The sequence below is a fragment of the Micrococcus sp. 140720015-1 genome, assembly GCF_053627595.1.
The window spans coordinates 240,161-266,280 of the sequence record NZ_JBSEYC010000002.1; the positions used below are offsets into that span (position 1 = coordinate 240,161).

Annotated in this window: 18 protein-coding genes and 2 tRNA genes; 7 read left to right on the forward strand and 13 right to left on the reverse strand. The window is 74.2% G+C overall.

Annotation, left to right across the window (positions count from 1 at the left end; translation table 11 throughout):
* Position 1: 1 nt before the first annotated feature.
* The 11 genes from ACUXPL_RS04395 to ilvD form a co-directional block, all read right to left on the reverse strand.
* Positions 2 to 1,051: a branched-chain amino acid aminotransferase gene (locus tag ACUXPL_RS04395; RefSeq protein WP_420826605.1), complete on the reverse strand. Its 1,050-nt coding sequence runs from the start codon at positions 1,049 to 1,051 to the stop codon at positions 2 to 4.
* Between the two features lie 187 nt (positions 1,052 to 1,238).
* Positions 1,239 to 2,315: a 3-isopropylmalate dehydrogenase gene (locus tag ACUXPL_RS04400; RefSeq protein ID WP_180537291.1), complete on the reverse strand. Its 1,077-nt coding sequence runs from the start codon at positions 2,313 to 2,315 to the stop codon at positions 1,239 to 1,241.
* A gap of 71 nt (positions 2,316 to 2,386) precedes the next feature.
* Positions 2,387 to 4,012, reverse strand: a complete 1,626-nt coding sequence (gene metG, locus ACUXPL_RS04405; protein WP_454182167.1) for a methionine--tRNA ligase — start codon at positions 4,010 to 4,012, stop codon at positions 2,387 to 2,389.
* Positions 4,005 to 4,862, reverse strand: a complete 858-nt coding sequence (locus ACUXPL_RS04410; RefSeq protein ID WP_454182169.1) for a hypothetical protein — start codon at positions 4,860 to 4,862, stop codon at positions 4,005 to 4,007. The genes metG and ACUXPL_RS04410 overlap by 8 nt, the downstream gene beginning before the upstream one ends.
* A gap of 64 nt (positions 4,863 to 4,926) precedes the next feature.
* Entirely contained in the window at positions 4,927 to 6,522 is a 1,596-nt protein-coding gene (gene serA, locus ACUXPL_RS04415; protein WP_454182171.1) for a phosphoglycerate dehydrogenase, read from the reverse strand.
* 149 nt (positions 6,523 to 6,671) lie between these two features.
* A complete protein-coding gene (ilvC, locus tag ACUXPL_RS04420) occupies positions 6,672 to 7,703 on the reverse strand; it encodes a ketol-acid reductoisomerase (protein WP_098093119.1) in 1,032 nt (343 codons plus the stop codon).
* Between the two features lie 36 nt (positions 7,704 to 7,739).
* Positions 7,740 to 8,249, reverse strand: coding sequence for an acetolactate synthase small subunit (gene ilvN / locus ACUXPL_RS04425; RefSeq protein ID WP_255168375.1), 510 nt, complete (start codon positions 8,247 to 8,249; stop codon positions 7,740 to 7,742).
* 12 nt (positions 8,250 to 8,261) lie between these two features.
* Positions 8,262 to 10,163 (reverse strand): acetolactate synthase large subunit, encoded by a 1,902-nt coding sequence (locus tag ACUXPL_RS04430; RefSeq protein WP_454182174.1) that lies wholly within the window; start codon positions 10,161 to 10,163, stop codon positions 8,262 to 8,264.
* 289 nt (positions 10,164 to 10,452) lie between these two features.
* On the reverse strand, positions 10,453 to 11,673 hold the full coding sequence (locus ACUXPL_RS04435; RefSeq protein WP_454182176.1) for an N-acetylglucosamine-6-phosphate deacetylase: 1,221 nt from the start codon (positions 11,671 to 11,673) through the stop codon (positions 10,453 to 10,455).
* 43 nt (positions 11,674 to 11,716) lie between these two features.
* Entirely contained in the window at positions 11,717 to 11,917 is a 201-nt protein-coding gene (locus ACUXPL_RS04440) for a hypothetical protein (protein ID WP_454182178.1), read from the reverse strand.
* A gap of 14 nt (positions 11,918 to 11,931) precedes the next feature.
* Positions 11,932 to 13,659: a dihydroxy-acid dehydratase gene (gene ilvD / locus ACUXPL_RS04445; RefSeq protein WP_049145205.1), complete on the reverse strand. Its 1,728-nt coding sequence runs from the start codon at positions 13,657 to 13,659 to the stop codon at positions 11,932 to 11,934.
* Positions 13,660 to 13,763: 104 nt separating this feature from the next.
* Between ilvD and ACUXPL_RS04450 the strand changes: the two genes are divergently transcribed.
* The 7 genes from ACUXPL_RS04450 (at position 13,764) to ACUXPL_RS04480 (ending at position 21,746) form a co-directional block, all read left to right on the forward strand.
* Positions 13,764 to 14,312 carry a hypothetical protein gene (locus tag ACUXPL_RS04450; RefSeq protein WP_454182180.1) on the forward strand — a complete coding sequence of 183 codons (549 nt, stop codon included), beginning with the start codon at positions 13,764 to 13,766 and terminating at the stop codon, positions 14,310 to 14,312.
* A gap of 67 nt (positions 14,313 to 14,379) precedes the next feature.
* A tRNA-Lys gene (locus tag ACUXPL_RS04455) sits at positions 14,380 to 14,455 on the forward strand.
* An 83-nt stretch (positions 14,456 to 14,538) separates the two neighbouring features.
* Entirely contained in the window at positions 14,539 to 15,027 is a 489-nt protein-coding gene (bcp, locus tag ACUXPL_RS04460) for a thioredoxin-dependent thiol peroxidase (protein ID WP_454182182.1), read from the forward strand.
* 67 nt (positions 15,028 to 15,094) lie between these two features.
* Positions 15,095 to 15,175: transfer RNA gene (locus ACUXPL_RS04465), tRNA-Leu, on the forward strand.
* A gap of 48 nt (positions 15,176 to 15,223) precedes the next feature.
* Positions 15,224 to 16,888, forward strand: a complete 1,665-nt coding sequence (locus ACUXPL_RS04470; protein WP_454182184.1) for an ABC transporter substrate-binding protein — start codon at positions 15,224 to 15,226, stop codon at positions 16,886 to 16,888.
* A gap of 99 nt (positions 16,889 to 16,987) precedes the next feature.
* Entirely contained in the window at positions 16,988 to 18,478 is a 1,491-nt protein-coding gene (locus ACUXPL_RS04475; protein ID WP_454182186.1) for a malate:quinone oxidoreductase, read from the forward strand.
* 7 nt (positions 18,479 to 18,485) lie between these two features.
* Positions 18,486 to 21,746 (forward strand): efflux RND transporter permease subunit, encoded by a 3,261-nt coding sequence (locus tag ACUXPL_RS04480; protein ID WP_454182188.1) that lies wholly within the window; start codon positions 18,486 to 18,488, stop codon positions 21,744 to 21,746.
* Between the two features lie 46 nt (positions 21,747 to 21,792).
* Here the strand turns inward: ACUXPL_RS04480 and ACUXPL_RS04485 are convergent, their stop codons facing one another.
* Entirely contained in the window at positions 21,793 to 24,822 is a 3,030-nt protein-coding gene (locus ACUXPL_RS04485; RefSeq protein WP_454182190.1) for an AAA family ATPase, read from the reverse strand.
* Positions 24,823 to 24,833: 11 nt separating this feature from the next.
* Positions 24,834 to 26,057 (reverse strand): exonuclease SbcCD subunit D, encoded by a 1,224-nt coding sequence (locus tag ACUXPL_RS04490; RefSeq protein ID WP_454182192.1) that lies wholly within the window; start codon positions 26,055 to 26,057, stop codon positions 24,834 to 24,836.
* Positions 26,058 to 26,120: the final 63 nt, after the last annotated feature.

A 26,120-nucleotide genomic window follows, 5' to 3' on the forward strand; every position in this document is an offset into this window, starting at 1 on the left:
GTCAGACGAGGCGGTGCAGCCAGCCGTGGCGGTCCTCGACGCGCCCGGTCTGGATGCCCTCGAGCTCGGCGCGGACCTTCAGGGTCACGTCGGTCCCGCCGGCGGACTCGATCACGTCGTCGCCGTCGAGCAGACGGCCGATCGGGGTCACGACGGCGGCGGTGCCGCACGCGAAGACCTCGGTGATCTCGCCCGAGCGGACGCCCTCGGCCCACTCGGCGAGGGTGACGCGACGCTCCTCGACGGTCAGGCCCATGTCCCGGCCGAGCTGGAGGATCGAGGAGCGGGTGACGCCCTCGAGGATCGTGCCGGTGAGCGCCGGGGTGACGAGTCGGCCGTCGGCGTGCACGAAGAACACGTTCATGCCGCCGAGCTCCTCGATCGCGTCGTCGTGGTACTGGTCGAGGAACACGACCTGGTCGGCGCCCTTCGCCGCGGCCTGCAGCTGGGGCAGCAGCGAGGCGGCGTAGTTGCCGCCGGTCTTGGCCGCGCCCGTGCCGCCCTTGCCGGCGCGGGCGTAGTCACGCGAGACCCAGATGGTCACCGGCTTGAGCTCGCCGCCGAAGTAGTTGCCGGCCGGGGAGGCGATCACCATGTACCGCACCTGCCGGGCCGGGCGGACGCCGAGGAACGCCTCGGAGGCGAACATGAAGGGGCGCAGGTAGAGGGACTGGCCCGGGCCGGTGGGCACCCAGGCCTGGTCCGCCTCGAGCTGGGCCCGCAGCGAGCCGAGGAACAGCTCCTCGGGCAGCTCCGGCAGGGCCAGGCGGCGGGCGGAGCGGTTCAGGCGGGCGGCATTGGCCTCGGGACGGAACGTCCACACCGACCCGTCCTCGTGCCGGTAGGCCTTCAGGCCCTCGAAGATCTCCTGGCCGTAGTGCAGCACGGCAGCCGAGGGGTCCAGGGACAGCGGGCCGTAGGGCTCCACGCGGGCGTCATGCCACGCGCCGCCGTCCTCGTCCCAGGTCCAGTCGATCGAGACCATGTGGTCCGTGAAGACGTTGCCGAAACCGGGGTCCTGGAGGATCTCGACGCGCTGCTGATCGGACATCGGGGACAGATGTGGTTGCCGCGTGAACACGGTCTCGGACACGGTGGGATCACTCCTCGTGACGGGTGGCGGATGGGGACGGCTCCGGTGCCGGGCACGACGCGCGGGGGCCACGGCGCCGCGCGTGGCACACGCCACAGGCCGTCGCCCCATCCTAGACCCGGCGTCGGCGCGCCGGGCCCGCGCTTCAGACCCGCGCGACGACGTCGGCGCCCACCTCGGCGGTGGTGCCCCGCGCGCCGTCCACCCGGTCCTTCAGGTGTGCCCACACGGCGGTGCGCACGCGCGCCGCCGCGCCGGCCTCGCCCACATGCTCCAGCAGCAGGGCGGCGGAGAGGATGGCGGCCACGGGGTCGGCGATCCCCTGGCCCGCGATGTCCGGGGCGGAGCCGTGGACCGGCTCGAACATCGACGGCGCCGTGCCCTCGACGTTGATGTTGCCGGAGGCCGCGAGCCCGATGCCGCCGGTCACGGCGGCGGCCAGGTCCGTGATGATGTCCCCGAACAGGTTGTCCGTCACGATGACGTCGAAGCGGGCCGGGTCCGTCGCCAGGAAGATCATGGCGGCGTCGACGTGCATGTAGTCCCAGGTGACCGCGGGGAAGTCGGCCGCCACGGACTCCACGGTGCGGCGCCACAGGTGGCCGGCGTGGACCAGGACGTTGTGCTTGTGCACGAGCGTGAGGCGCTTGCGCTCGCCCGCGTCGGCGCGACGGAAGGCGTCCTCGACGACGCGGCGCACGCCGAACGCCGTGTTCACGGAGACCTCCGTGGCGATCTCGTGCGGGGTGTCCACGCGGATCGCGCCGCCGTTGCCCACGTACGGCCCCTCGGTGCCCTCGCGCACCACGGTGAAGTCGATCTCGCCGGGCGCGGCCAGGGGGCTGACGGCGCCGGGCAGCAGGGTGGCCGGGCGCAGGTTCACGCCGTGGTCCAGCGCGAAGCGCAGCTTGAGCAGCATGCCGCGCTCGATCAGCCCGGACGGGATGCGCTCGTCCCCGGGCGCGGCGCCGACGGCCCCGAACAGGATCGCGTCGTGGCGGCGCAGGGACTCGAGGACCTCGTCCGTGAGCGCCTCGCCGGTCTCGAGCCAGTGCTCCGCACCCAGCGGATACGGGGTGAGCCGGGCGTCCGGACGCCCCTCGGCACGCAGCGCCGCCTGCAGGACGGCGGCGGCCTGGTCGGTGACCTCGGGGCCGATGCCGTCGCCGCCGATGACGGCGATGTCCAAGGGGTCTGCGGAGCTGCGTGTGGTCTCGGTCATGGCCCTCAGGCTACGCGGGCCACGCGTGAGGACCACATCGTGTGACACCCGGTCTCACCCTCCGGACGGACTCAGTCCTCGGCGGGCTCCTCGTGGCGCGGGAAGACCGGCTGCGGAGCGGGCAACGGGGTGCCCGGGACCAGGTCCTCGTGGAACGCGGCGAAGGACCGCGGGCCGGTGCCGGACGCGCCGGTGCGGCCGGCGTCGCCCTCGGCGGGGACGCCGAGCAGGTCCAGCAGCCGCGAGGCCGAGTCGGGCATCACCGGCTGCGCGAGCAGGGCCACCCGGCGCACGGCCTGCAGCGTCACGTACAGCACCGTGCGCATGCGCGGCTCGTCCGTCTTGCGCAGCACCCACGGGGCCTGGTCCGCGAAGTAGGCGTTGACCTCCCCCAGCACGCGCCAGGTCTCCTCGAGCGCGTCGTGGAAGTCCTGCACCGCGTACGCGGACCGGGAGCGCTCCAGCAGGGCGTCGACCTGGGCCAGGACGGCGCGGTCCGCCTCGGTGAACTCGCCCGGCTCGGGCACGGCGGCGCCGCAGTTCTTGGCCACCATGGACAGCGAGCGCTGGGCGAGGTTGCCGAGGTTGTTGGCCAGGTCCGCGTTCTTGCGGCTCACCACGGCCTCGTGGCTGTAGGAGCCGTCCGCGCCGAACGGGAACTCGCGCAGCAGGAAGAAGCGGATGGCGTCCAGGCCGTACCGGGCCACCCATTCCCGCGGGTGCACCACGTTGCCCAGGGACTTGGACATCTTGGCCCCGTTGTTGTTCAGGAAGCCGTGGATCATGACGCGGCGCGGCAGCTCGAGGCCGGCCGACATGAGGAACGCGGGCCAGAAGATGCAGTGGAACCGGGAGATGTCCTTGCCGATCACGTGCAGGTCCGCGGGCCAGTAGCGCGCGAACGCCTCCGGGTCCTCGGCGGGCCAGCCCGCGCCGGTGAGGTAGTTCGTCAACGCGTCGACCCAGACGTAGGTGACGTGGTCGGCGCGCCGGTCAGCGTCGGCGGCGTCGGGGTCCGCGGGCGCCGGCAGGTCGATGCCCCACTGGAAGGAGGTCCGGGAGATGGACAGGTCCTCGAGCCCGGCCTCCACGAAGCGGATGACCTCGTTGAAGCGGTACCGGGGGGCGGCGAAGTCCGGGTGGTCGCGGTAGTGGTCCAGCAGCGGCTGCTGGTACTTGGACAGGCGGAAGAAGTAGGACTCCTCCTCCGTCCACGTCACCTCGGTGCCGGTCTCGACGGCGCGGCGCACGCCGTCCTGACCCACCTCGGTCTCGTCCTCGCCGAAGTAGCGTTCGTCGCGCACGGAGTACCAGCCGGCGTAGGAGCCGAGGTAGATGTCCCCGTTGGCCTCCATGCGCCGCCAGATCTCGCGGACGGCCTCGGCGTGGTCCGTGTCCGTGGTGCGGATGAAGCGGTCGTAGGAGATGTCCAGGACGTCGTCGTCCATCTCCTTGAAGACGGCCGCGTTGCGCGTGGCCAGCTCGAGGGCGCTCACACCCTGCCGCTGCGCCGTCTGCTCCATCTTCTGGCCGTGCTCGTCCGTGCCGGTCAGGAAGCGCACGTCCCGCCCGTCGAGCCGCTGGAAGCGGGCCATCGCATCCGAGGCGATGTACTCGTAGGCGTGGCCGATGTGCGGCTCGCCGTTCGGGTAGGAGATGGCCGTGGTCAGGTAGTACGGGGCGCGGGCGTCAGTCACAGTCGTCGAGTCTACCGGCGGGCCCGGGGCCCGCGCCGAGGACGACGTCGTCCGCGCCGGCGTCCGGGACGCCGTCGGCGGTCACCTGCAGACGGCCCGGCGCCGGCCGCAGGTGGAGGTGGGCCCACGGGGCCACCACGAGCACGGATGCCCCGATCATCTCGGTCAGCTCCTCCGCGTGCGTCGCCACGTGGTAGGCCAGGGTGCTGCGCCCGATCCCGAAGACGAGCGGCACCGCCTCGAGGACGATCGCCCCGAAGAAGAACACCGCGCCGCCCGCCACCGTCAGCGCTCGGGTCCGGCGGGGCAGGGCGACGGTGCACAGCGCGAGCAGCCCGAGGACGACGATCGCGGCCGGCACGCCGAGGATGAGCCACTGGAACGCGGGCAGCGGGTTCTCCCCCGCGAACGGCAGGGCCGCCCACAGCCGGCCGGCGCGCTCGTGGATCTGCGTCGACTCGTCCAGGCTCATGGCCGCCAGCAGGGCCGCGGGGGTCAGCCACGCGAGCAGGCTCCGCCGCCGGTCCGCCCCCAGCGCGCGGCGCACGAGACCCACCGTGGTGAAGCCCGCGGCCCCCAGCAGGAGCAGGCCCGAGCTCCACCAGGCGGTGAGGTTGGCCTCGTGGTTCACGTCGAAGACCTCGCGCCACCACGGCACCTGCCGGGGGCCGAGCCCGAACACGAAGGGGAGGACGAACGACCAGGCGGCGAGCAGGACGCTGACGCCGATCAGCCCGCCCACCGCGCGCCGGGCCCAGCGGCCCTGCACGCCCGGAGGCGTGGCGGGGCGGTGCGCTGCGGCGTGCGCGGTCGGGGCGGGTGCGGGGCGGGGCTCGGGTGGACGCGACATGGACACCATCTCAACACAGGGCGACGCACGCCGGCCCCGCATTGCCCGCCCGGGCGTCGACGGGTCAGACCGAGAGGTCCACCTCGGCCGCACGGGCGGCGCCGATGGCCGCGGCCAGCGTGGCCGCGGTGTCCCCGGAGAGCGCCCCGTCCAGGGTCAGCACGGCCAGGGCGGCGCCCTCGTCGTCGCGCGAGACGTCCATGCCGGCGATGTTCACGCCCTGCACCCCGAGGGCCTGGCCCAGGACGCCGATCACGCCCGGGCGGTCCTGGTAGGCGAACACGAGCAGGTGGTCGGCCAGGGGCACCTCGAGCTCGTGCCGGTCCACGCCCACGAGCTTCTGCACCTGGCGCGGGCCGGTGAGCGTGCCGGTGACGGCGGTCTGGGCACCCTGCGCGGTCGCGGCGCGCACCGTGACGGTGTTGCGGTAGGACTCGGACACCGCGGTGGTGGTGAGGCGGCACTCGACGCCGCGCTGCTCGGCCAGCACGGGGGCGTTCACGTAGGAGACCTGGTCCGAGACGATGTCCGTGAACACGCCCTTCAGGGCGGCCAGGCGCATCGCGGAGACGTCGTGCTCGGCGATCTCACCGGCGATCTCGACCTCGACGGCTGTGATGGACTGCTCGCCCACCAGCGCGGTGAGCACACGGCCCAGCTTCTCGGCCAGCGGCAGGCCGGGGCGCACGTCCTCGTGGATCGCGCCGCCGGCCACGTTCACGGCGTCCGGCACGAGCTCGCCGGAGAGGGCCAGGCGCACGGAGCCGGCGACGGCGACGCCCGCCTTCTCCTGGGCCTCGGCGGTCGAGGCGCCCAGGTGGGGGGTGACGACGGCGGAGTCGTGCGCGAAGAACGCCAGGTCCGTGGCCGGCTCGGAGCTGAAGACGTCGATGCCGGCGCCCCCGATGGTCCCGGCCTCGAGCGCGCGGGCGAGGGCGTCCTCGTCCACGAGGCCGCCGCGGGCCACGTTCACGATGATCGCGGTGTCCTTCATGCGGGCGAACTGCTCATCACCGATCATGCCGACCGTCTCGGGGGTCTTGGGCATGTGGATCGTGACCACGTCGGCGCGCTCGAGCAGCTCGTCCAGCTCCACGAGGCTCGCGCCGAGCTGCTGCGCGCGGGCGGTGGTCACGTAGGGGTCGTAGGCGAGGATCTCCATGCCGAACGCCTTCATGCGCTCGGCCACGAGCGCGCCGATGCGGCCCAGGCCGATCACGCCCAGCCGCTTGCCGTACAGCTCGACGCCCGTGTACTTCGAACGCTTCCACTCCCCCGCCTTCAGCGAGCCGTTGGCGGCCGCGATGTTGCGGGCGGCGGCCAGGATGTGGCCGCAGGTGAGCTCGGCGGCGGAGATGATGTTCGACGTCGGCGCGTTGACGACCATGACGCCGGCTGCGGTGGCGGCGGGCACGTCCACGTTGTCCAGTCCGACGCCGGCGCGCGCGATGACCTTCAGCTGCGGCGCGGCGGCGATCGCCTCGGCGTCCATCTGGGTGGCCGAGCGGATCAGCACCGCGTCGACGTCGCGCAGGTCCTCGAGGAGGCGGGAGCGGTCGGCGCCGTCCGTGCGGCGGATCTCGAAGTCGGGGCCGAGGGCCTCGACGGTGGCGGGCGAGAGTTCCTCGGCGATCAGGACGACGGGCTGGGCTGCGCTCACGGGTGCTCCTGGAGGTGTGGTGCGGTGGGATGGGAGGCGGGCCGGCCCGCGCTCCGGTCCGAGCCTAGACGCGTGACCGGACCGTGGCCGGAATGCGACGCCGGCCCCGGGGCGCGGTGCCCGGGGCCGGCGTCGGGGGCTCAGGCGGTTCAGCGGGCCGCAGTGCCCTCGGTGTAGTCGTCGTCCGCGTCCTTGAGCCAGGAGAACATCTGGCGCAGCTCGCGGCCGGTCTTCTCGATCGGGTGGGCCTCGCCCCGGGCGCGCAGCTCCTTGAACTCGGGCGCGCCGGCCCTCTGGTCGTCCATGAAGCGCTTCGCGAAGGCGCCGGACTGGATGTCGGCGAGGACCGCCTTCATGTTCTCCTTCACGTCGGGGGTGATGACGCGGGGGCCGGAGACGTAGTCGCCGTACTCCGCGGTGTCGGAGATGGACCAGCGCTGCTTGGCGATGCCGCCCTCGACCATGAGGTCGACGATGAGCTTCAGCTCGTGCAGCACCTCGAAGTAGGCGATCTCGGGCTGGTAGCCGGCCTCGGTGAGGGTCTCGAAGCCGTACTGCACGAGCTGGGAGGCGCCGCCGCAGAGCACGGCCTGCTCGCCGAACAGGTCGGTCTCGGTCTCCTCGGTGAAGGTCGTCTCGATGACGCCGGCGCGGGTGCCGCCCACGGCCTTGGCGTAGGACAGGGCGAGGGCGTGGGCCTGGCCGGAGGCGTCCTTCTCGACGGCGATCAGCGCGGGCACGCCGCGGCCGGCCTCGAACTCGCGGCGCACCACGTGGCCCGGGCCCTTGGGGGCGACCAGGGCGACGTCGACGCCCTCGGGGGCCTGGATGTAGCCGAAGCGCACGTTGAAGCCGTGCGCGAAGAACAGGGCGTCGCCCTCCTGCAGGTTGCCGGCGATGTGCTGCTCGTACACGTCGGCCTGGACCTGGTCCGGGGTGAGGATCATGATCAGGTCGGCCTCGGCGGCGGCGGTGGCGACGTCGACGACGCGCAGGCCCTCGGCCTCGGCCTTGGCGCGGGACCTGGAGCCCTCGGCGAGGCCGATGCGCACGTCCACGCCGGAGTCGCGCAGCGACAGGGCGTGGGCGTGGCCCTGGGAGCCGTAGCCGATGACGGCCACGGTGCGGCCCTGGATGATCGACAGGTCGGCGTCGTCGTCGTAGAACTTCTTCACGGTCATGCTGTTCTCCTCACGGGATGGGTGGATCGGGACGGGTCAGCGGGACAGGGCGCGGTCGGTCATGGACCGCGGCCCCCGGGCGAGGGCGAGGGTGCCCGAGCGGACGAGCTCACGCACGCCGTAGGGCTCCATCATCTCGAGGAAGGCCTCGAGCTTGTCACGGGTGCCGGTGGCCTCGAGGGTCAGGGACTCCGGGGCCACGTCGACGACGTGGGCACGGAACAGGTCGGCAGCCTGGACGACCTGGCCGCGGGTGGCCGCGTCGGCGCGCACCTTCACGAGCAGGTGGTCGCGCTGAACGGAGGAGTCGGGCGTGAGCTCGACGACCTTGATCACGTTGATCAGCTTGTTCAGCTGCTTGGTGACCTGCTCGAGCAGGTCCGTGTCGGCGTCGACGACCACGGTGATCCGGGACAGGCCCGCGACCTCCGTGACGCCCACGGCCAGCGAGTGGATGTTGAACGCGCGCCGGGCGAAGAGGCCGGCCACGCGCGTCAGGGTGCCGGGCACGTCCTCGACGAGCACGGACAGGGTGTGGCGTTCCATCGGTTGCCCTCCTCAGTCTTCCTGGTCCCAGTCGGGCGTCATGCCCCGGGCCACCTGGATCGCGTCGTTGCTGACCCCCGCCGGGACCATCGGCCAGACCATGGCGTCGCGGGAGACCACGAAGTCCACGATCACGGGGCGGTCGTCGATGGCCAGGGCCTGGCGGATGGTGTCGTCCAGGTCCTCCCGGCGGTCGCAGCGCAGACCCGCGGCGCCGTAGGCGTCGGCGAGCTTGACGAAGTCCGGCACCCGGGCGGTGTCGTGGCCCGTGTTCAGGTCCGTGTTCGAGTAGCGCCCGTCGTAGAAGAGGGTCTGCCACTGGCGCACCATGCCCAGCGAGGAGTTGTTGATCACCGCGATCTTGATGGGGATGCGGTTGATCACGCACGTGGCGAGCTCCTGGTTGGTCATCTGGAAGCAGCCGTCGCCGTCGATGGCCCAGACCACGCGGTCGGGCTCGCCCACCTGCGCCCCCATCGCGGCGGGGACGGCGAAGCCCATCGTGCCGAGGCCGGCCGAGTTGAGCCACTGGCGCGGGCGCTCGTAGGCGACGAACTGGCTGGCCCACATCTGGTGCTGGCCGACGCCGGCCACGTAGGTGGCCTCGGGGCCGGACAGGGCCGACAGGCGCGAGATCACCTCCTGGGGCGCGAGGAGGCCGTCCTCGGTCTCGGTCCAACCCATCGGGTAGGTGTCCTGCAGGCGCCGCAGCACCGCCCACCAGTCGGCGAGGTCGGGCAGCGCCTCGGTGTCCGTCGCGAGCTCGGCCACCAGGTCCGGGATGATCTCCTTGACGTGGCCGACGATCGGCACGTCCGCGGTGCGGTTCTTGGAGATCTCGGCCGGGTCGATGTCCGCGTGGATCACGCGGGCGCCGGGGGCGAACGAGGGCAGGTGACCGGTCACGCGGTCGTCGAAGCGGGCGCCGAGCGTGATCAGCAGGTCGGCCTGCTGGAGCGCGGCCACCGCGGGGACGCCGCCATGCATGCCCGGCATGCCCAGGTGCTGGGGGTGCGAGTCGGGGAAGACGCCGCGGGCGGTGAGGGTGGTGACCACCGGGGCGCCCGTGAGCTCGGCGAGGGCGCGCAGCTCCTCGTGGGCCTCGCCGCGGGCCACGCCGCCGCCCACGTACAGCACGGGGCGCCGGGCCTCGCGGATCAGCCGGGCGGCCTCGCGGATCTGTCGGGGGTGGCCGCGCAGGACGGGGCGGTAACCGGGCAGGTCGACCCGGGGCGGCCACGCGAACTCGAACTCGCCCTGCTGGGCGTCCTTGGTGACGTCCACGAGCACGGGCCCGGGCCGGCCCGTGGCGGCGATGTGGAACGCCTCGGCGAGGGCCTGGGGGACGTCCTCGGGCCGGGTCACGAGCCGGGAGTGCTTGGTGATGGGCATCGTGATGCCCACGATGTCCGCCTCCTGGAAGGCGTCCGTGCCGATCGCGGCGGAGGAGACCTGGCCGGTGATGAACACGACCGCCTGGGAGTCCATGTGGGCGTCCGCGATGGCGGTCACCAGGTTGGTGGCGCCGGGACCGGAGGTGGCGATGGCCACGCCGACCTTGCCGGTGGCCAGGTGGTAGCCCTGCGCCGCGTGACCGGCGCCCTGCTCGTGGCGCACCAGGATGTGGCGGATCCGATCGGAGTCCATGAGCGGGTCGTAGGTCGGCAGGATGGCGCCGCCGGGCAGCCCGAACACGTCCGTGACCCCCAGCTCCTCCAGGGAGCGGATGATGCCCTCGGAGCCGGTCATCCGGGTCGGCTCGACGCGGGAGCCCTCGCCGGGCACCCGCGGCTCGACGATCTCGGGCCGGGGGGCCGGACGGCGCTCCTGGGCCCGGGCGGTCTCCGTCGGGCGGGAGGCCGGCGTCGGGACCTGCGGGACCGCCGCGCGGGCGTCGCGGGGGGTCGTGCTCATGGGGTCACCTCACTGCGTTCGTCGCTGCGTGTCCGGCGCGGGGCGTCGGACGGTCGTCGTTCGGATCCGTCGGGCGTCGGGGACCGTGGCCGCGTCGATGACGGATCGGGCCGGCGTGGCGGAGTCTGAGGTGGGGACACGGCCGCCGGGTCCTTCGGGGGTGGTCTCAGTATCGACAGCCGCGCGCCTCGTCCGCCATCGACCACCCGCCTGTCTCGCAATGTGAGATAAAGCGTCACATCGTGAGATGACGGGACGGTCGGGGTCGAATCCCGGGCCTGAACCCAGCCTAGTCACCCGCCGAGGGGGCGGCCGCGTCGACCCACGTTCCGTGACGGAGCACCCCGCGCACCCCGAGCTCCGGGCCGAAGACGACGGCGTCCGCCCGGCTCCCGGCTCGGAGCCGGCCGACGTCGGGGAGCCCCAGGGCGTCCGCGGGCGCGGCCGTGGCCGCCCGCAGCGCGGCGTCGAGGTGGACCCCGGCGGCGACGGCGGAGCGCACCGAGCCGGCGACCGTTGCCGTGGACCCGGCGATGGCCCCGGCGGCCCCGTCCGCACCGAGCACCCGCGCGACGCCGTCGTGGACCCGGACCCGCAGCGGCCCGAGGGAGAACTCGCCGTCGCCGCAGCCGGCGGCGGCCATCGCGTCCGAGACGAGGATCCACCGCTCCCCCGCCTCCCGGGCGACCCGCCGCACCGTGGCCGCGTGCAGGTGGACGCCGTCCACGATGGTCTCGATCCCCACGCGCGGGTCCTCCAACAGGGCGACGGCGGGTCCGGGCTCGCGGTGGTGGGCGGGCCGGCACGCGTTGTGCAGGTGGGTGGCCATCCGCGCGCCCGCGTCGATCGCCGCCCGCGTGGTCTCGTAGGAGGCGTCGGTGTGGCCGATCGCGACGACGACGCCCGCCTCCGCCAGCCGGCCCACCGCGTCGAGGGCCCCCGGCAGCTCGGGGGCCAGTGTCACCATCGCCACGTGGGCCGCGCCGGCCTCGACGAGGCGAGCGACGTCCTCGGGCTCCGGCGCCCGCAGCGACGCGGACCGGTGCGCGCCGCGGTGCCGGGGCGAAAGCCAGGGACCCTCGAGATGCACGCCGGCCAGCACCCCCTCCGCGCACAGGGGCGTCAGGGCCGTCAGCTGCGCCGCGAGCGCGTCGACCTCGTCCGTGACGAGGGAGGCCACCACCGTGGTCGTGCCCGCACGGGCGTGGGCCGCGGCCGCCGCGCGTGCCGCGGCCGCGCCGGACTCGACGGCGTGTCCGCCGCCGCCGTGGCAGTGCACGTCCACGCAGCCGGGAGCGAGGAGGGCGTTTCCGAGGTCGTGGACGGGGCCGTGGGTGCGCGGCGGGTCCCCGGTCCCGACGGCCACCACCCGGCCCTCGGCCAGGGCGATCCAGCCGGGGCCGCCGAGGCGCTCGCCGTCATGGACGCGGTCCGCGCGCAGCACCGACGGGGACGCGGCGGCCGGCGACGCCTGCTCGGCGCGCGGCCGGTGAGGGACCGAGGCGGGCACGGATGCACCTTCCGGGGTGGGCGGGTCGATGGACGAGGGGCGCTCAGAGGCCCTGCCAGGACGGCTTGGCCTCCCACATGTGGCGGTACTCCCCCGCGAGCTCGAGTCGTCCGGCGGCGGCCTCGTCCACGAGGACGGTCACATGGGGGTGCAGCTGCCGGGCGTCGAGGATCGTGCCCACGCCCTGGGGGCGGCAGTGGGTAGGCACCTCGTCGAGGTCGCCCAGGCCCCCGGGACGAGACACGGGTCCCCCGGGCCTCAGCCCAGGTAGGCGCCCTCGGCAGCCGAGTGCACCAGCTTGGCGTACTTGCCCAGCACGCCCGTGGTGAACTTCGGCTCCACCGGCTCCCAGGACTCGCGGCGGGCGGCGAGCTCGGCCTCGTCCACGAGCAGGTCCATGGTGCGACCGGCGATGTCCACGCGGATGCGGTCGCCGTCCTGCACCAGGCCGATCGGCCCTCCCTCGGCGGCCTCGGGGGCGATGTGGCCGATGCACAGGCCGGTGGTGCCGCCGGAGAAGCGCCCGTCGGTGATCAACAGGACGTCCTTGCCCAGGCCCGCACCCTTGATGGCGCCGGTGATCGCGAGCATCTCGCGCATGCCCGGGCCGCCCTTCGGGCCCTCATAGCGGATGACCACGACGTCGCCGGCGGCGATGGTCCCGTCCTCGAGGGCGTCCATGGCGGCGCGCTCACGGTCGAAGACGCGCGCGGTGCCCTCGAAGACGTCCGCATCGAAGCCGGCGGACTTCACGACGGCGCCCTCCGGGGCCAGCGAGCCGTGGAGGATCGCGATGCCGCCGTTGGGGTGCATCGCGTCGTCCATGGTGCGGATGACCTTGCCGTCCACCGGGTCCGGATCGAGCGCGGCCAGGTTCTCGGCGAGCGTCTTGCCGGTGACGGTGAGGGTGTCCCCGTGCAGCAGGCCCTCGTCCAGCAGGGCCTTCATGACCACCGGGACGCCGCCGATGCGGTCCACGTCCGTCATGACGTACTGGCCGAACGGCTTGAGGTCGGCGATGTGCGGGGTGCGGTCGGCGATGCGGTTGAAGTCGGACAGCTGCAGGTCCACGCCCGCCTCCCGGGCGATGGCGAGCAGGTGCAGCACGGCGTTGGTGGAGCCGCCGAACGCCATGGTCACGGCGATCGCGTTCTCGAACGCGGGTTTGGTCATGATGTCCCGGGCCGTGATGCCCTGGCGGAGCATGTTCACCACGGCCTCGCCGGAGCGGCGCGCGAAGGCGTCACGGCGGCGGTCCGCGGAGGGGGCGGCGGCGGAACCGGGCAGGGACATGCCGAGGGCCTCACCGATGGAGGCCATGGTGTTGGCGGTGTACATGCCGCCGCAGGCGCCCTCGCCCGGGGCGATGGACTTCTCGATGCGGAGCAGGTCCTCCTCGGACATGAGACCGCGGGCGCAGGCGCCGACCGCCTCGAAGGCGTCGATGATGGTCACCTGCCTCTCGGTGCCGTCGGTCAGGCGGGCCACGCCCGGCATGATCGAGCCGGCGTAGACGAACACGGAGGCCAGGTCCAGGCGGGCGGCGGCCATGAGCATGCCCGGCAGCGACTTGTCGCAGCCGGCGAGCAGGACGGAGCCGTCCAGGCGCTCGGCCATCATCACGGTCTCCACCGAGTCGGCGATCACCTCGCGGGAGACGAGGGAGAAGTGCATGCCCTCGTGGCCCATGGAGATGCCGTCCGAGACGGAGACCGTGCCGAACTCCAGCGGATATCCGCCGGCGGCGTGGACGCCGTCCTTCGAGGCCTGGGCGAGGCGGTCCAGGGAGAGGTTGCAGGGGGTGATCTCGTTCCAGGACGAGGCGATGCCGATCTGTGGCTTGCCGAAGTCCTCGTCTCCCATGCCGACCGCGCGGAGCATGCCGCGGGCGGCGGTGCGCTCCATCCCGTCGGTGACGTCGCGCGAGCGCGGCTTGATGTCGGGGGCGGCGGACGGGGTGCTGGGAGTCGACGCGGCGGAGTCCATGCCGCGGAGTCTAGTGAGCACGGCGCCACCGGGCCGGAGCGACGTCCCCGTGTGACGGGTGCCGCGGCATGACACGCGCGGACGGGTCCGCGTACGTTGGGGCCATGGACACGCCCACCCTGCACAGACGGCTGCGCCGCGTCTTCGATGCGCGCGTGTTCAACCACGGCGACTACAACGTCGTCTACGGCCAGCCCTCGGGCTCCTCCTCCCCCCTCGTCATCGGCTACCGCCACCAGCCGCTCGAGATGCTGCTGTGCCCGTTCGACCCCACCTCCACCCCGGACGACCACGACCGTCGCGCGCCGGGCGAGGCCGAGGACGACCCGCACGGCCCGGTGACCGAGGCCTCCGCGGACCGCGCCGACGTCGTCGAGGTGGGCCTGGCCAACGTGGCCACCGTGGCGGACACGGGCAGCGGCTATCAGGTGGAGACCGTCACGGGATTCCGCACGTGGTTCGACGTCCCGGAGCACACGCGGGTGCCGGTGGGCGACCTCACGGAGGACGGCACCGCGGAGCTCGACCAGGCCGAGGACGCCACCGACTTCCACGCCTTCATGACCGCCTTCATGGACGAGCTGGACCGCCTCTACGCGGCCCCGGAGACGGACGCGACGGACGTCACGCCCCCCGATTTGCACGGCGCCTGAAACCCCTGGTAGGGTTTCACCTCGTTGCACGGCGCACCGGAGAGATCCGAGAGGCGGTGCGGCACCTGCACCTCTAGCTCAACCGGTAGAGCATCTGACTCTTAATCAGCAGGTTCCGGGTTCGAGTCCCGGGGGGTGCACCATACGAAGCGAAGGCCCCGTCTCCACGGAGACGGGGCCTTCGTCGTCCCTGCTCCCCGCCCGGGCCCACCGTAGGCTGGGGCCCATGACCGACACGACCCAGCACCGCCTCCAGCCCGGCGACACGGCGCCCGCGTTCACCCTCCAGGACCAGGAGGGCCGGCCCGTCTCGCTGCGCGACAGCGCGGGCAAGCACACGATCGTCTACTTCTACCCGGCCGCGTCCACGCCCGGCTGCACCACGCAGGCCTGCGACTTCCGGGACAGCCTCGCCTCCCTGACCACGGCCGGCTACGTCGTCCTGGGGATCTCCCCCGACCCGATCGGCAAGATCATCCGGTTCGCCGAGCAGGAGGGCCTGACGTTCCCCCTGCTCTCGGATGAGGACCACGCGGTGGCCGAGGCCTACGGCGCCTGGGGTGAGAAGAAGAACTACGGGCGGACCTTCGAGGGTCTGATCCGCTCCACGATCGTCGTCGGCCCGGACGGGAAGGTCACCCACGCGCAGTACAACGTGAAGGCGACCGGCCACGTGGCGCGACTGCGCCGCACCCTCGGCCTCGACGAGGCCTGATCCGCGCCCGCCGCGCCCGGGCACCGCACGGTAGGATCGGGCCTCGCCCCGCCCGCGCGGGGTGTGCGCGGGCGTGGCGGAACTGGTAGACGCGCTGGATTTAGGTTCCAGTGTCCTGGACGTGGGGGTTCGAGTCCCCCCGCCCGCACTCCCCGGGCCCGCCCGATCCCGACGTCACCTGCCAGAGGAGGCCGCCATGCAGCCCACTCGCCGCGCCTTCCTCGGCGGGGGCCTGGGCCTGCTCGGCCTGGGCGTGGCCGGCTGCACGACGTCGCCCGCGGCGCAGTCCACCGCCGCCCCGAGCTCCTCGGGCCCGGGCCGACTGCTCGTGGTCGGCGCCCCGGCGCGGGCGCTGACGCGGGACCCGGCCCGCGCGCTGGACGTCGAGTCCTTCCGTCTGATCCGCCAGGTCTTCGAGACGCTGCTCGGCGTGGACCCGGACACCGGCGCCCCCACGCCCCGCCTCGCCGAGCGGCACGAGGAGTCCGACGGCGGCCGTCTCCACACGTTCCACCTGGTCTCCGGGGTGGTGTTCGACGACGGCGAGCCGTGCGACGCCGCCGCCGTGGTCGCGAACATCGAGCGGTGGGCCGCCGCCCCTGCGCCCGTGGACGGGACCGTCGCCCCGCCCTCCTCGTTCGTCTCGGCCTTCGGCGGATACGCCGGGGATGCGGACTCCGCCTTCGCCGGCGTCGAGGCCCACGGCGAGCTCGAGGTGCGGCTGCGCCTGCACTCCCCCCGCCGTCACCTCGCGGCCGCGCTGGCCTCGCCGGCCTTCGCGATCTCCTCGCCGGCCTCGTGGGACCGCACGGTCGACGTGGACGGCTCCGAGGTCACCACCCCCGCCGGCACCGGCCCCTACCGCTGGGCCGACTCCGCGGAGACCGCCGAGCTCACGCGCGTCCACCCGGGCGCCTTGGGCGCGACGATCCTGGTCCCCAGCGCCCGCCACCGCGGCTCCGATCCGGCGGCGTACCCGGTGGCCGTGCAGGCGTGGGGTCGGGCCTCCGTGCGTCTGCGGGAGCTGCGGCGCGGCACGGCGGACGTGATCGACGTCGTCGCCCCCGGCCAGCTGCGCCCCCTCGTCGAGGCCGGCACCCAGGTGCTGCCCCGGGATCCCCTGGGTGTGCTCTACGTGGGCATGAACCTGGACCATCCGCTCGTGCGCGCGCAGTACCTGCGCCAGGCGATCGCGTACGCGGTGGACCGCCCGCGCATCGCCGGCAGCGACGTCTTCCTCGAGGGCACCCGCCTGGCCCACGACCTCGTCCCCCCCTCCCTCGGCGTCGGCGACGAGGAGGCGCGGCGCTACGACGTCAACCCGAGCCGGGCCCGCGAGTTCCTCGGCCTGGCGGGATACGACGGGGAGCCGTTGGAGTTCCTCTACCCGGCCGGCACGGCCCGCCCCTCCCTGCCCGAGCCGGAGCGGGTCTACGCGATGGTCGCCCACGACCTCGGTGCGGTGGGGATGCACATCGTGCCCGTGCCCGTGCCGGAGGACCAGGACTACCTGCACGCCGTCGTCTCCCGGCCCACCCGAGCCCTGCACCTGATGGGCCGCACCGGCGACTACCGCGACCCGCACGCGTTCCTCGAGCCCTTCGCCCGCTCGGGCCGCGCCGAGACCGGCTACCACAACCCGCGCGTCGTCGAGGACGTGGACGCGGCGGCGGCCGAGACCGACGACGACGCACGCCGCGGCCTGTTCCGCCGCGTCGTCCGGGCCATGGCCCTCGACCTGCCGGCGCTGCCGCTGGTCTATCCGATCTCGGCCCTGGCCACCGGCCCGCGCGTGGCCTCCTACCCCACGTCGCCGCAGCTGGACGAGCCGTTCTCGCGCGTCAGGCTGACCGAAGGCTGAACCCACCGGTAGTACAGTGGGAGATCACGGCGCCCGGCCCGACCGCCACTGCTCGGCCTGGTCGCACTGCGCCCTCCCGCCGTCGTTCTGCTTCAGGAGTTGACCGTGCCCACCACCTCGTCCACCGCCACCCACGACGTCGTCCTGATCGGCGGCGGCATCATGAGCGCCACCCTGGGCGTGCTGCTGCAGAAGCTCGAGCCCACCTGGTCCATCGCCCTGTACGAGAGCCTCGACCAGGCCGGCCTGGAGTCCTCCGACCCGTGGAACAACGCGGGCACCGGCCACGCCGCCCTGTGCGAGCTGAACTACTCGCCCATGGACAAGAACGGCCGGGTGGACGTCACCAAGGCGCTGGGCATCAACGAGCAGTTCTGGACCACCCGCCAGTTCTGGTCCTCCCTGGTGGCGGACGGCACGCTCAAGGACCCCAAGTCCTTCATCAACCCGCTGCCGCACATGTCCTTCGTGTGGGGCGACGACCACGCCGACTACCTCCGCACCCGCTACGAGGCCATGTCCGCCCAGCCGCTGTTCGCCGGCATGGAGCACAGCGAGGACCCGGAGCAGATCCGCGCCTGGGCCCCGCTGCTGATCGAGGGCCGTGCGTCGGGCCAGCGCCTGGCGGCGTCCCGCAACCCCGGCGGCACCGACGTCGACTTCGGCTCCCTCACCCGCCAGCTCATCACGGCCATGGCCGGCGCCGGCGCCGAGGTGCGCTTCGGTCACAAGGTCACCGGCCTCACCCGCGGCACGGACGGCCGCTGGGAGGTCAAGGTCAAGAACAAGGCCGCCGGCTCCGAGCTCGTGGACCGCGCCCGCTTCGTCTTCGTCGGCGCCGGCGGCGGCGCCCTGCCCCTGCTGCAGAAGTCCGGCATCCCCGAGGCCAAGGGCTTCGGCGGCTTCCCGGTCTCCGGCCAGTTCCTGCGCTGCACGGACGAGTCCGTGGTCAACCAGCACATGGCCAAGGTGTACGGCCAGGCCGCCGTCGGCGCCCCGCCGATGTCCGTGCCCCACCTGGACACCCGCTTCGTCAACGGCAAGCGGTCCCTGCTGTTCGGCCCCTACGCCGGGTTCTCCACGAACTTCCTCAAGACCGGCTCCTACCTGGACCTGCCGCTGTCCGTGCGCCCGCACAACCTCAGCACGATGCTGGACGTGGCCAAGGACAACATGGACCTGACCAAGTACCTCGTGACCGAGGTGCTGAAGTCCCGGGACAAGAAGATCGACGCGCTGCACGAGTTCTACCCGGAGGCCGACGGCGGCGAGTGGGAGCTGATCACCGCGGGCCAGCGCGTGCAGGTGATGAAGCGCAAGGGTCGCTTCGGCGGCGTCCTGCAGTTCGGCACCGAGGTCGTCACCCACGCGGACGGCTCGCTCGGCGGCCTGCTCGGCGCCTCCCCGGGCGCCTCCACCGCGGCCCCCATCATGGTGAAGCTGCTCGAGCGCTGCTTCCCCGCGAAGATGGCCGGCTGGGACGGCACGCTCAAGGAGCTCATCCCGTCGCTGGGGCACACGCTCAACGACGACCCGGCGCTGCTGGACGAGGTCCGCACCGTCACGGACGCCGCACTGAAGCTGGCCTGACGCCGCGATGGGAGCGCTCGCACGGTTCTCACTCGGTCGGCGGGCGCTCGTGGCGCTCGTCACCGTGTTCGTCGCGGTGTTCGGCGTCCTCTCCGCCGGGCAGCTCAAGCGGGAGCTGATCCCCCCGCTCGAGCTGCCCGTCATCTCCGTGTCAACGCTCTACCCGGGGGCGTCCCCCGAGGTCGTGGACGCGCAGGTCGGCGAGCCCCTCGAGACGGCCCTGCAGGCCGTGGAGGGGCTCGAATCCTCGCGGTCCACGTCGCAGTCCGGCTTCAACGCGGTCCAGCTGGAGTTCGCCTACGGCACAGACCTGAACCGGGCCCGGTCCCAGGTGGACCGGGTGGTCGCCAACCTGGGGCCGCAGCTGCCGGAGGAGGCGGAGACCTCGTCCTTCGCGGGCTCCGTCTCCGACTTCCCGGTGGTCTTCCTCGCCCTGTCCGGGGACGAGGACCTCAACACCCTGCGCCGCCGCGCCGAGGACGTCCTGGCCCCGCGGCTGCAGAAGATCGACGGCGTCCGCGGCGCCGACGTCCTCGGCGGCACGGACGAGAACGTCTCCGTGGTCCCGGACCCGGCCGCGCTCGCCGCCGCCGGGCTGACCACCTCCGACATCACCGACGCGCTCGAGGAGAACGCCGGCCTCTTCCCCGTCGGCCAGGTCACCGAGGGCGCGACCACCTATCCCGTCCAGGCGGGCGCCGCCGTCGAGGACCTCGAGGGCCTGCGCGGGATCGTCGTCGCTCCCTCCGGCGACGGCGAACCGCGCACCCTGGACGAGGTCGCCGACGTCACCCTCGTGGCCGCAGCCCCCACCTCCCTGACCCGCACCGACGGGGTGCCGACGCTGTCCGTCTCCGTGACCGCGACCCCGGACGCCGACCTCGTGGCGGTCTCCGAGGCCGTGCGCGACGCCCTGCCGGAGCTGGCGTCCCTGGTGGGCGACGGCGCGGACCTGACCGTGGTGTTCGACCAGGCCCCGTTCATCCAGCAGTCCATCGACACGCTGTTCCAGGAGGGTCTGCTGGGCCTGGCGTTCGCCGTGCTGGTGATCGCCGTGTTCCTGCTCTCGGTGCGCTCCACCCTCGTCACCGCCGTGTCCATTCCGCTATCCCTGCTGGCCGCCCTCATCGGGGTGGCGGCCTTCGGCTACTCCCTCAACACGCTGACGCTCGGGGCGCTGACGATCTCGATCGGCCGGGTCGTGGACGACGCGATCGTGGTGGTGGAGAACATCCGCCGGCACCTCGGCCTGGGCGCCGACCGGCGCACCGCGATCCTGGACGGCACGCGCGAGGTCGCCACCGCGATCACCGCCTCCACCCTGGTCTCCGTGGCCGTGTTCCTGCCCATCGCCTTCGTGGGCGGCCTGGCCGGCGAGCTGTTCCGACCCTTCGCCGTGACCGCCACGGTCGCCCTGCTGGCCTCCCTCGTCGTCGCCCTGACGATCGTGCCGGTGCTGTGCTGGTGGTTCCTGCGCGCCCCACGGCGCGGGGCCGAGACCGCGGCCGCGCCCGCCGTCGCCGGCGACCGGCCCGTGGCGGCCGGCGGATGGCTCACCCGGGCCTACCGCCCGGTGCTGCGCTGGACGCAGCGGCACACCGTGGTCACCCTCGCCGCCGCCCTGGCGCTGCTGGCCGGCACGGCCGCGCTGGTCCCGCTGATCCCCACGAACCTCCTGGGCGACTCGGGACAGAACTCGTTCGTCGTCACGGCGGAGCAGGAGCCGGGGGCGTCTCTGGAGACGACGGCCGCCGCCGCCGAGCGCATCGAGCGCGTGCTGCTGGACACCGGCGGCGTCGAGACCGTCCAGTGGACGGCCGGCACCGCCGCCGGTCCGATGGGGGCCTTCGGCGGCTCCTCGGCGGACCGGGCGCGGTTCACGGTGGTGACCGACCCGGATGCGGACCAGGTGGCCCTTCAGGACGGGGTGCGCGCCGAGCTCACCGGTCTCGACGGCGTGGGCGACGTGTCCGTCTCCACCCAGCAGGGGCCGAGCGGCGGCCAGGACATCGAGGTGTCCGTCTCCGCCCCCGACCCGCAGGCCCTCACCGCGGCCGCCGATCAGGTCGCCGAGGCGCTGCGGCCCGTCGAGGGTGCCCGCGAGGTGACGACGCCGGCCTCGGACCTGCGCCCGACGTTCCAGGTGGACGTGGACACCGTTGCCGCCGCCCGGCTCGGCCTGACCGAGGAGGCGGTGGCCGGCCAGGCCGCCGGCGCCCTGCAGGCCGTGCCCGTGGGCGACGTCCGCTTCGGGTTCGAGAGCTTCGCGGTGCAGCTGGGCGACCCGGAGCCGGTCGAGTCCCTCGACGCCCTGCGCCAGGTGCCCGTGGAGACGGCCGAGGGGCCCGTGCCGCTGGGGGACCTCGCCGAGGTCTCGCGGGTGTCCGTGCCCGCCCGGGTGACGTCGTCGAACGGCGAGCGGACCGCCGTCGTCACGGTGACCCCGGACGACGAGGACCTCGGGGCCGTCTCGCGCCGGGTCACGCAGGCCGTGGCGGAGCTGGACCTGCCCGAGGGCGTCACCGCGGCCGTGGGCGGCGCGGCGGAGCAGCAGGCGCAGACGTTCCGGGACCTCGGGCTGGCGCTGCTGGCCGCCGTGGCGACCGTGTACGTCGTGATGGTGGCGACGTTCAACTCGCTGCGCCAGCCGCTCGTGCTGCTCGTGTCGATCCCCTTCGCTGCCACGGGCGTGTTCCTGGCGCTGCTGGCCACCGGCACGCCGCTGGGACTGTCCACGATGATCGGGCTGCTCATGCTGGTGGGCATCGTGGTGACGAACGCGATCGTGTTGATCGACCTGATCAACCAGTACCGCCGCGACCGCGGGATGACCCTGGACGAGGCGATCGAGGTGGGCGCGCTCAACCGCGTGCGCCCGGTGGTGATGACGGCCCTGGCCACCGTCCTGGCCATGACCCCGATGGCCCTGGGCGTCACGGGGCACGCGGGGTTCATCTCCCAGCCCCTCGCGGTGGCCGTGGTGGGCGGCCTGGTGTCCTCCACCCTGCTCACGCTCGTGCTCGTTCCCGTGCTGTACCGGCTCACCGAGGTCCGCGGCGAGCGCCGCCTGCAGGAGGAGCGCCGTGTCGCGGCCGAGCGGGAGGCGCAGCGCGTCGCGGCCGAGCGGGAGGCGCAGCGCATCGCGGCCGAGCGCGCGGCCGAGCAGGAGCGCCGGGCCGAGGAGCGTTGGGCGGCCCCGTCCGAGCTCGACGCCGGACGCCTCAGCCGACTCCGGCAGCGCCTCCGCCGGCGGCGGCGCCGGGCCTGACCGCCCGCCCGGCGCGGACCGGGGCGGCGGGGCGCACCCCCGCCGCTCAGGCGCCGTCGTGCACCGCGAGGCTCGAGCCGCGCCGGTCCTTGCGCACCTCGAGGCGCACGCCGATCTCCTGCCGCATCCGTTCGACGTGGGAGACGAGGCCCACGGTCCGGCCGCCGGTCCGCAGGGTGTCCACGACGTCCAGGACGTCGTCGAGGGTGTCCGCGTCGAGGGAGCCGAAGCCTTCGTCCACGAAGAGCGTGTCCAGTTCGATGCCGCCGGCTTCGGCCTGCACGGTGTCCGCGAGCCCCAGGGCGAGGGCGAGGGAGGCCATGAAGGTCTCGCCGCCCGAGAGCGTGGCCGGGTGGCGCGTCTCGTCCACGTAGTGGTCCCGGATGACGAGCTCGAGGCCCTTGTTCCCGCGCCCGCCCACGGCGTCGGAGTACTCGATCGAATACCGCTGGTCCGTCATGGCGAGCAGACGCTCGGTGGCCGCGGCGGCGACCTCCTCGAGCCGCCCGGCGAGGACGTAGCTCGTCAGGGGCATCTTGAGCAGGTTCTCCCCGCCGCCGCGGACGAGGTCGAGCAGCCCCCGCACCCGCGTGTGCTCGGCGATGAGCCCGGCGGACCGCTCCAGGACCTCGGTCAGGGCGGCCGACTGGCGGCGCACCGTGGCGACGAGCGAATCGAGTCGCCCGACCGCCGTCGCCCGGGACGAGCTCGTGGCCTCGGCCGCGGCGAGCGCCTCGGCGGCGGCGCGGTTCTGCTCCTCGGTCGGCGGCTCGACGCCCGCCTCGGCGAGGGCGCGGCCCCGGCGGACGGGCTCGCTCGCCTCGAGCTCGGCGAGGCGGGCCCGTTCGGCGTCCCACTCCTGCACGGCGGCCGCGCGGGCGGCGGCGTCCGTCTCCTCGAGGCGGGCCGCGCGCGCCGCGTCGACGTCGTCGAAGCGCTGTTCGACCAGTGCGGCGGTGAGCGCCTGGCCGGTCTCGTCGGCGACCGCCCGGGTGCGCGCGTCCTCGTCCTGCGCCGCAGCGAGGGCGGCCAGGACCCGGCGTGCGGCGGTGACCTGGTCGCGGCGGGCGTCGAGGGTCTCGGCGTCGCCGCGGGCGGCCTCGACGGCGTCCCGCAGCTCGGTCAGCCGGGCGGCACGGTGGGCGGCGGCCTCGGCGAGCCGGCCGTCCTCGGCCGCGAGCGCGGCGGCGGTCTCGTCGGCCCTGGCGAGCGTCTTCTCGGCGGCGGTCAGCCGACGGCGGTCCGCGGCGAGGTCCTTCGCCGCCTGGTCCAGCGCGGCCCGTTCGGCCTCGGCGCGCTCGAGCGCCTCCCGCGCAGCCTCGGGTGCGAGCCCGGCGGCGGCCTCGCGCGCCGTGCGGAGGGTCTGCTCGGCGGCGCGCAGGGCGGTCTCGGCGTCGGTCGCGGCGCGGTCGGCCGCGGTCCGGGCCTGCTCGGCGTCCCGCACGTCCACCTCGGTCACCGTGGTGTCCGCGGTGGCGGCCGGGGCCGGGTGCTCGGGCGAGCCGCACACGGCGCACGGCTCGCCGGGCACGAGCCGCTCCGCCAGGTCGGAGGCGGCCTGCTCGTACCGGACACGCAGCAGACCGACGTGCCGTTCGGCGGCCTCGCGTCGCCGCTCCTGTGCCTCCCGGTGGGCCCGGGCCGCGGTCTCTGCCTCGACGGCGCGGGCGGCCGCGGCCTCGGCGGCCGTGCGGCGCGCGGCAGCCTCGGACACGGCGCGGTCCACGGCCTCCCGGGCGCCGAGACGCTCGGTGCCGCGTTCGACGGCCGCGCGGTGTGCCGCGACGGCCGCCTCACGCTCGGGGCGGGACTCGACCAGGGCGGCGCGGTCGCGGCCGATCTCGGCCCGCCGCTCCGCCGCGGCGGCCGCCTCCTGCTCCAGCTCGCCCATCCGGGCACGGTCCTGGACGGCGCGCGCCACCGCCTCCGCGGCGCGCTCGGCCTCCCCCAGCGCCTGGCGGGAGGCGGGCGCGTCGGCGGCCCCGTCCGCCCGGGCGGCGGCGAGCCACGCCGCCGCGGTCGGCTCGTCCTCGACGTGCGCCAGGGCCTCCGTCACCGTCTCCGACGCGGTGCCGGCGGCGTCCGCCGCCGCGGTGGCCCGCTGGGCGGCCGCGAGCACCCGCCCGGCGCGCTCATGGGCGTCGACGGCGCGGCGCCGTGCGGCGGCGGTCTCGGCCTCGGCGTCGTGGTCGCGTCGACGGCTCGCCCACGCCTCGGCCGCGGCCAGGTCCCGCCCTCGGGTCTCCAGCTCACGCGCCGTCACCCGGGCCCGCTGCTCCGCGGCGCGGGCCGTGGCGAGGCCGGCCCGCGCGTCCTCGTGGGCGCGACCCGCGCGCTCGGCGGCGAGGGCGAGCACCCGGTCGTCCGTGTCCGGTGACGGCTCCGGCGCATGCCAGTCCGGGCCGAGCGCCTCGTGGAGCGCCTCGGCCAGCTGCGCCCGCGCGGTCCGGGCCACGTCCGCGTCCACGGCCACCGCGGTGTCCAGCCGGGCCGTCTCGACGCGCAGGTTCTCCTCGACGCCGTCGAAGCGCTGCGTGCCGAAGAGCCGCCGCAGCAGGACGCGGCGCTCATCCGACTTCGCGGTGAGGAACTGGGCGAACTGCCCCTGGGGCAGCAGGACCACCTGCATGAACTGCTCGGCGTCCAGGTGCAGGACGGCCGCGATCTGCTGGCCGACCTCGTCCGCCCGGGTGAGCGGCGCCGTCCATTCCCCGGCCACGCGTTCCCGCAGGGAGACCGTGGCCTGCGTGCTGACGGTGGCGCCCCCCGCCGCGCTGCGTCGTCGGCGGGGTCGCTCGTGCTTGGGCGAGCGGACCACCTCGAAGCGCCGGCCCTGCACGGTGAACTCGACCTGCACCTCGGGGATCACCGCGCCGGGTTCGCGAAGCGTGGTCACGAGCGACTCGGCCGACCGTCCGCCCGGCACGGTCCCGTAGAGGGCGAAGCACAGCGCGGCCAGCACCGTGGACTTGCCCGCGCCGGTGGGCCCGTCCAGCAGGAACAGGCCGGCCGCGTTGAGCCGGTCGAAGTCGACGTCCTGCGCCTGGGCGTAGGGCCCGAGCCCCTCCAGGCGCATCCGATGGATCCTCATGCGCGCACCTCCCCCGCGCGAGCGGCCTCGAGGGCGTCCCGCAGCAGGTCCTGCTCGGCCTCGCTGGCCGGCCGCTGCCGGACGTGGTCCACGAAACCGACCGCGAGCGCGTGGTCCGAGGGCGCCTGCCGCAGGACCTGGGCGTAGGTCCGCTCCCGGGCCCGCCTCCCGCCGGCCGGTTCGTGGCGGAAGACGAGCACGGAGGGGAACCGGGTCTTCAGGCGCTCCAGGGCCCGCTCGGGGCGTTCGTCGTCGGTGACGGTGACCTGCACCCAGCACTGCTCCGCCCACGCGAACTCCGGGGACTCCAGCAGGTCCTCGATCGGCCCGGACAGCACCGCCAGGCGCCGCCCGGCGTCCCAGTCCACGGCCTCGACGCCGGTGACGGCCCCGCCCGTGACGTGGACGAGCCAGCCGCCCTTGCGGTGGCCCGCCTCGGAGAAGGAGTACGGCAGCGGAGAACCGGAGTACCGCACGTGCTCGGCCAGCCGCTGGCGGCCGTGCAGGTGGCCCAGGGCCGCGTAGTCGAGCCCGTCGAACACGGAGACCGGCACCTGCCCCAGCGTGCCCACCAGCATCTCGGGCGGGGCGTCCGGCTCGACGTGCTCGCCCTCGCCGATGTCCCGTTCGGACTCGGAGCCGTGGCCCCCGGCCGCGAACAGGTGGGCGAGCACGACGGCGGCCACCGGCTCCGGCGCCGCGGCGCGGCGGGCGGCCAGATCGGCGTGGACGCGGCGGACCGCCTCCGTCAGCACGGCCGTGTGGTGGGGCTCCACGCCCCAGGCCGGTCCCTGGTGACGCGGTTCGAGGTAGGGGATGCCGTAGACGGCCACGGTCTGGCCCGCGCCGCCGTCGACCCCGGGCTCGGCGAGCAGCACCGGGCGGTCCAGCTCCGCCGCGTCCGCGCGCACGTGCACGCCCGCGGCCGCCAGGAGTCCGCCGCCGAAGCCGAGGCGCACGGCCGAGTCGTGGTTGCCGCTCGTGAGCACCACCTGGGCGCCGGCCGCGTGCAGCCGGGTGAGCGTCCGGTCCAGCAGCCGGACGGCCTCCGCCGGCGGCAGCGCGCGGTCGTACACGTCCCCGGCCAGCAGGACGACGTCCACGCCGCGCTCCGTCACGGTCGCGACCAGGGCGTCCAGGACCTCCTCCTGGGCCTCGAGCAGCCCGGTGCCGTGGAACGACCGGCCCAGATGCCAGTCCGAGGTGTGCAGCAGGATCATGCGGCCCACTCTAGGGAGGGTGCGGACGGGATAAGCACGACGCGGTGCAGCTCGTACGATGGC

What these genes read in the sequence shown, in the direction of transcription:
- ACUXPL_RS04395 (WP_420826605.1), bottom strand. Translation starts at nt 1,051, where the DNA reads ATGTCCGATCAGCAGCGCGTCGAGATCCTCCAGGACCCCGGTTTCGGC.
- ACUXPL_RS04400 (WP_180537291.1), bottom strand. Translation starts at nt 2,315, where the DNA reads ATGACCGAGACCACACGCAGCTCCGCAGACCCCTTGGACATCGCCGTC.
- ACUXPL_RS04410 (WP_454182169.1), bottom strand. Translation starts at nt 4,862, where the DNA reads ATGTCGCGTCCACCCGAGCCCCGCCCCGCACCCGCCCCGACCGCGCAC.
- ilvC (WP_098093119.1), bottom strand. Translation starts at nt 7,703, where the DNA reads ATGACCGTGAAGAAGTTCTACGACGACGACGCCGACCTGTCGATCATC.
- ilvN (WP_255168375.1), bottom strand. Translation starts at nt 8,249, where the DNA reads ATGGAACGCCACACCCTGTCCGTGCTCGTCGAGGACGTGCCCGGCACC.
- ACUXPL_RS04430 (WP_454182174.1), bottom strand. Translation starts at nt 10,163, where the DNA reads ATGAGCACGACCCCCCGCGACGCCCGCGCGGCGGTCCCGCAGGTCCCG.
- ilvD (WP_049145205.1), bottom strand. Translation starts at nt 13,659, where the DNA reads ATGGACTCCGCCGCGTCGACTCCCAGCACCCCGTCCGCCGCCCCCGAC.
- ACUXPL_RS04450 (WP_454182180.1), top strand. Translation starts at nt 13,764, where the DNA reads ATGGACACGCCCACCCTGCACAGACGGCTGCGCCGCGTCTTCGATGCG.
- bcp (WP_454182182.1), top strand. Translation starts at nt 14,539, where the DNA reads ATGACCGACACGACCCAGCACCGCCTCCAGCCCGGCGACACGGCGCCC.
- ACUXPL_RS04470 (WP_454182184.1), top strand. Translation starts at nt 15,224, where the DNA reads ATGCAGCCCACTCGCCGCGCCTTCCTCGGCGGGGGCCTGGGCCTGCTC.
- ACUXPL_RS04480 (WP_454182188.1), top strand. Translation starts at nt 18,486, where the DNA reads ATGGGAGCGCTCGCACGGTTCTCACTCGGTCGGCGGGCGCTCGTGGCG.
- ACUXPL_RS04485 (WP_454182190.1), bottom strand. Translation starts at nt 24,822, where the DNA reads ATGCGCCTGGAGGGGCTCGGGCCCTACGCCCAGGCGCAGGACGTCGAC.
- ACUXPL_RS04490 (WP_454182192.1), bottom strand. Translation starts at nt 26,057, where the DNA reads ATGATCCTGCTGCACACCTCGGACTGGCATCTGGGCCGGTCGTTCCAC.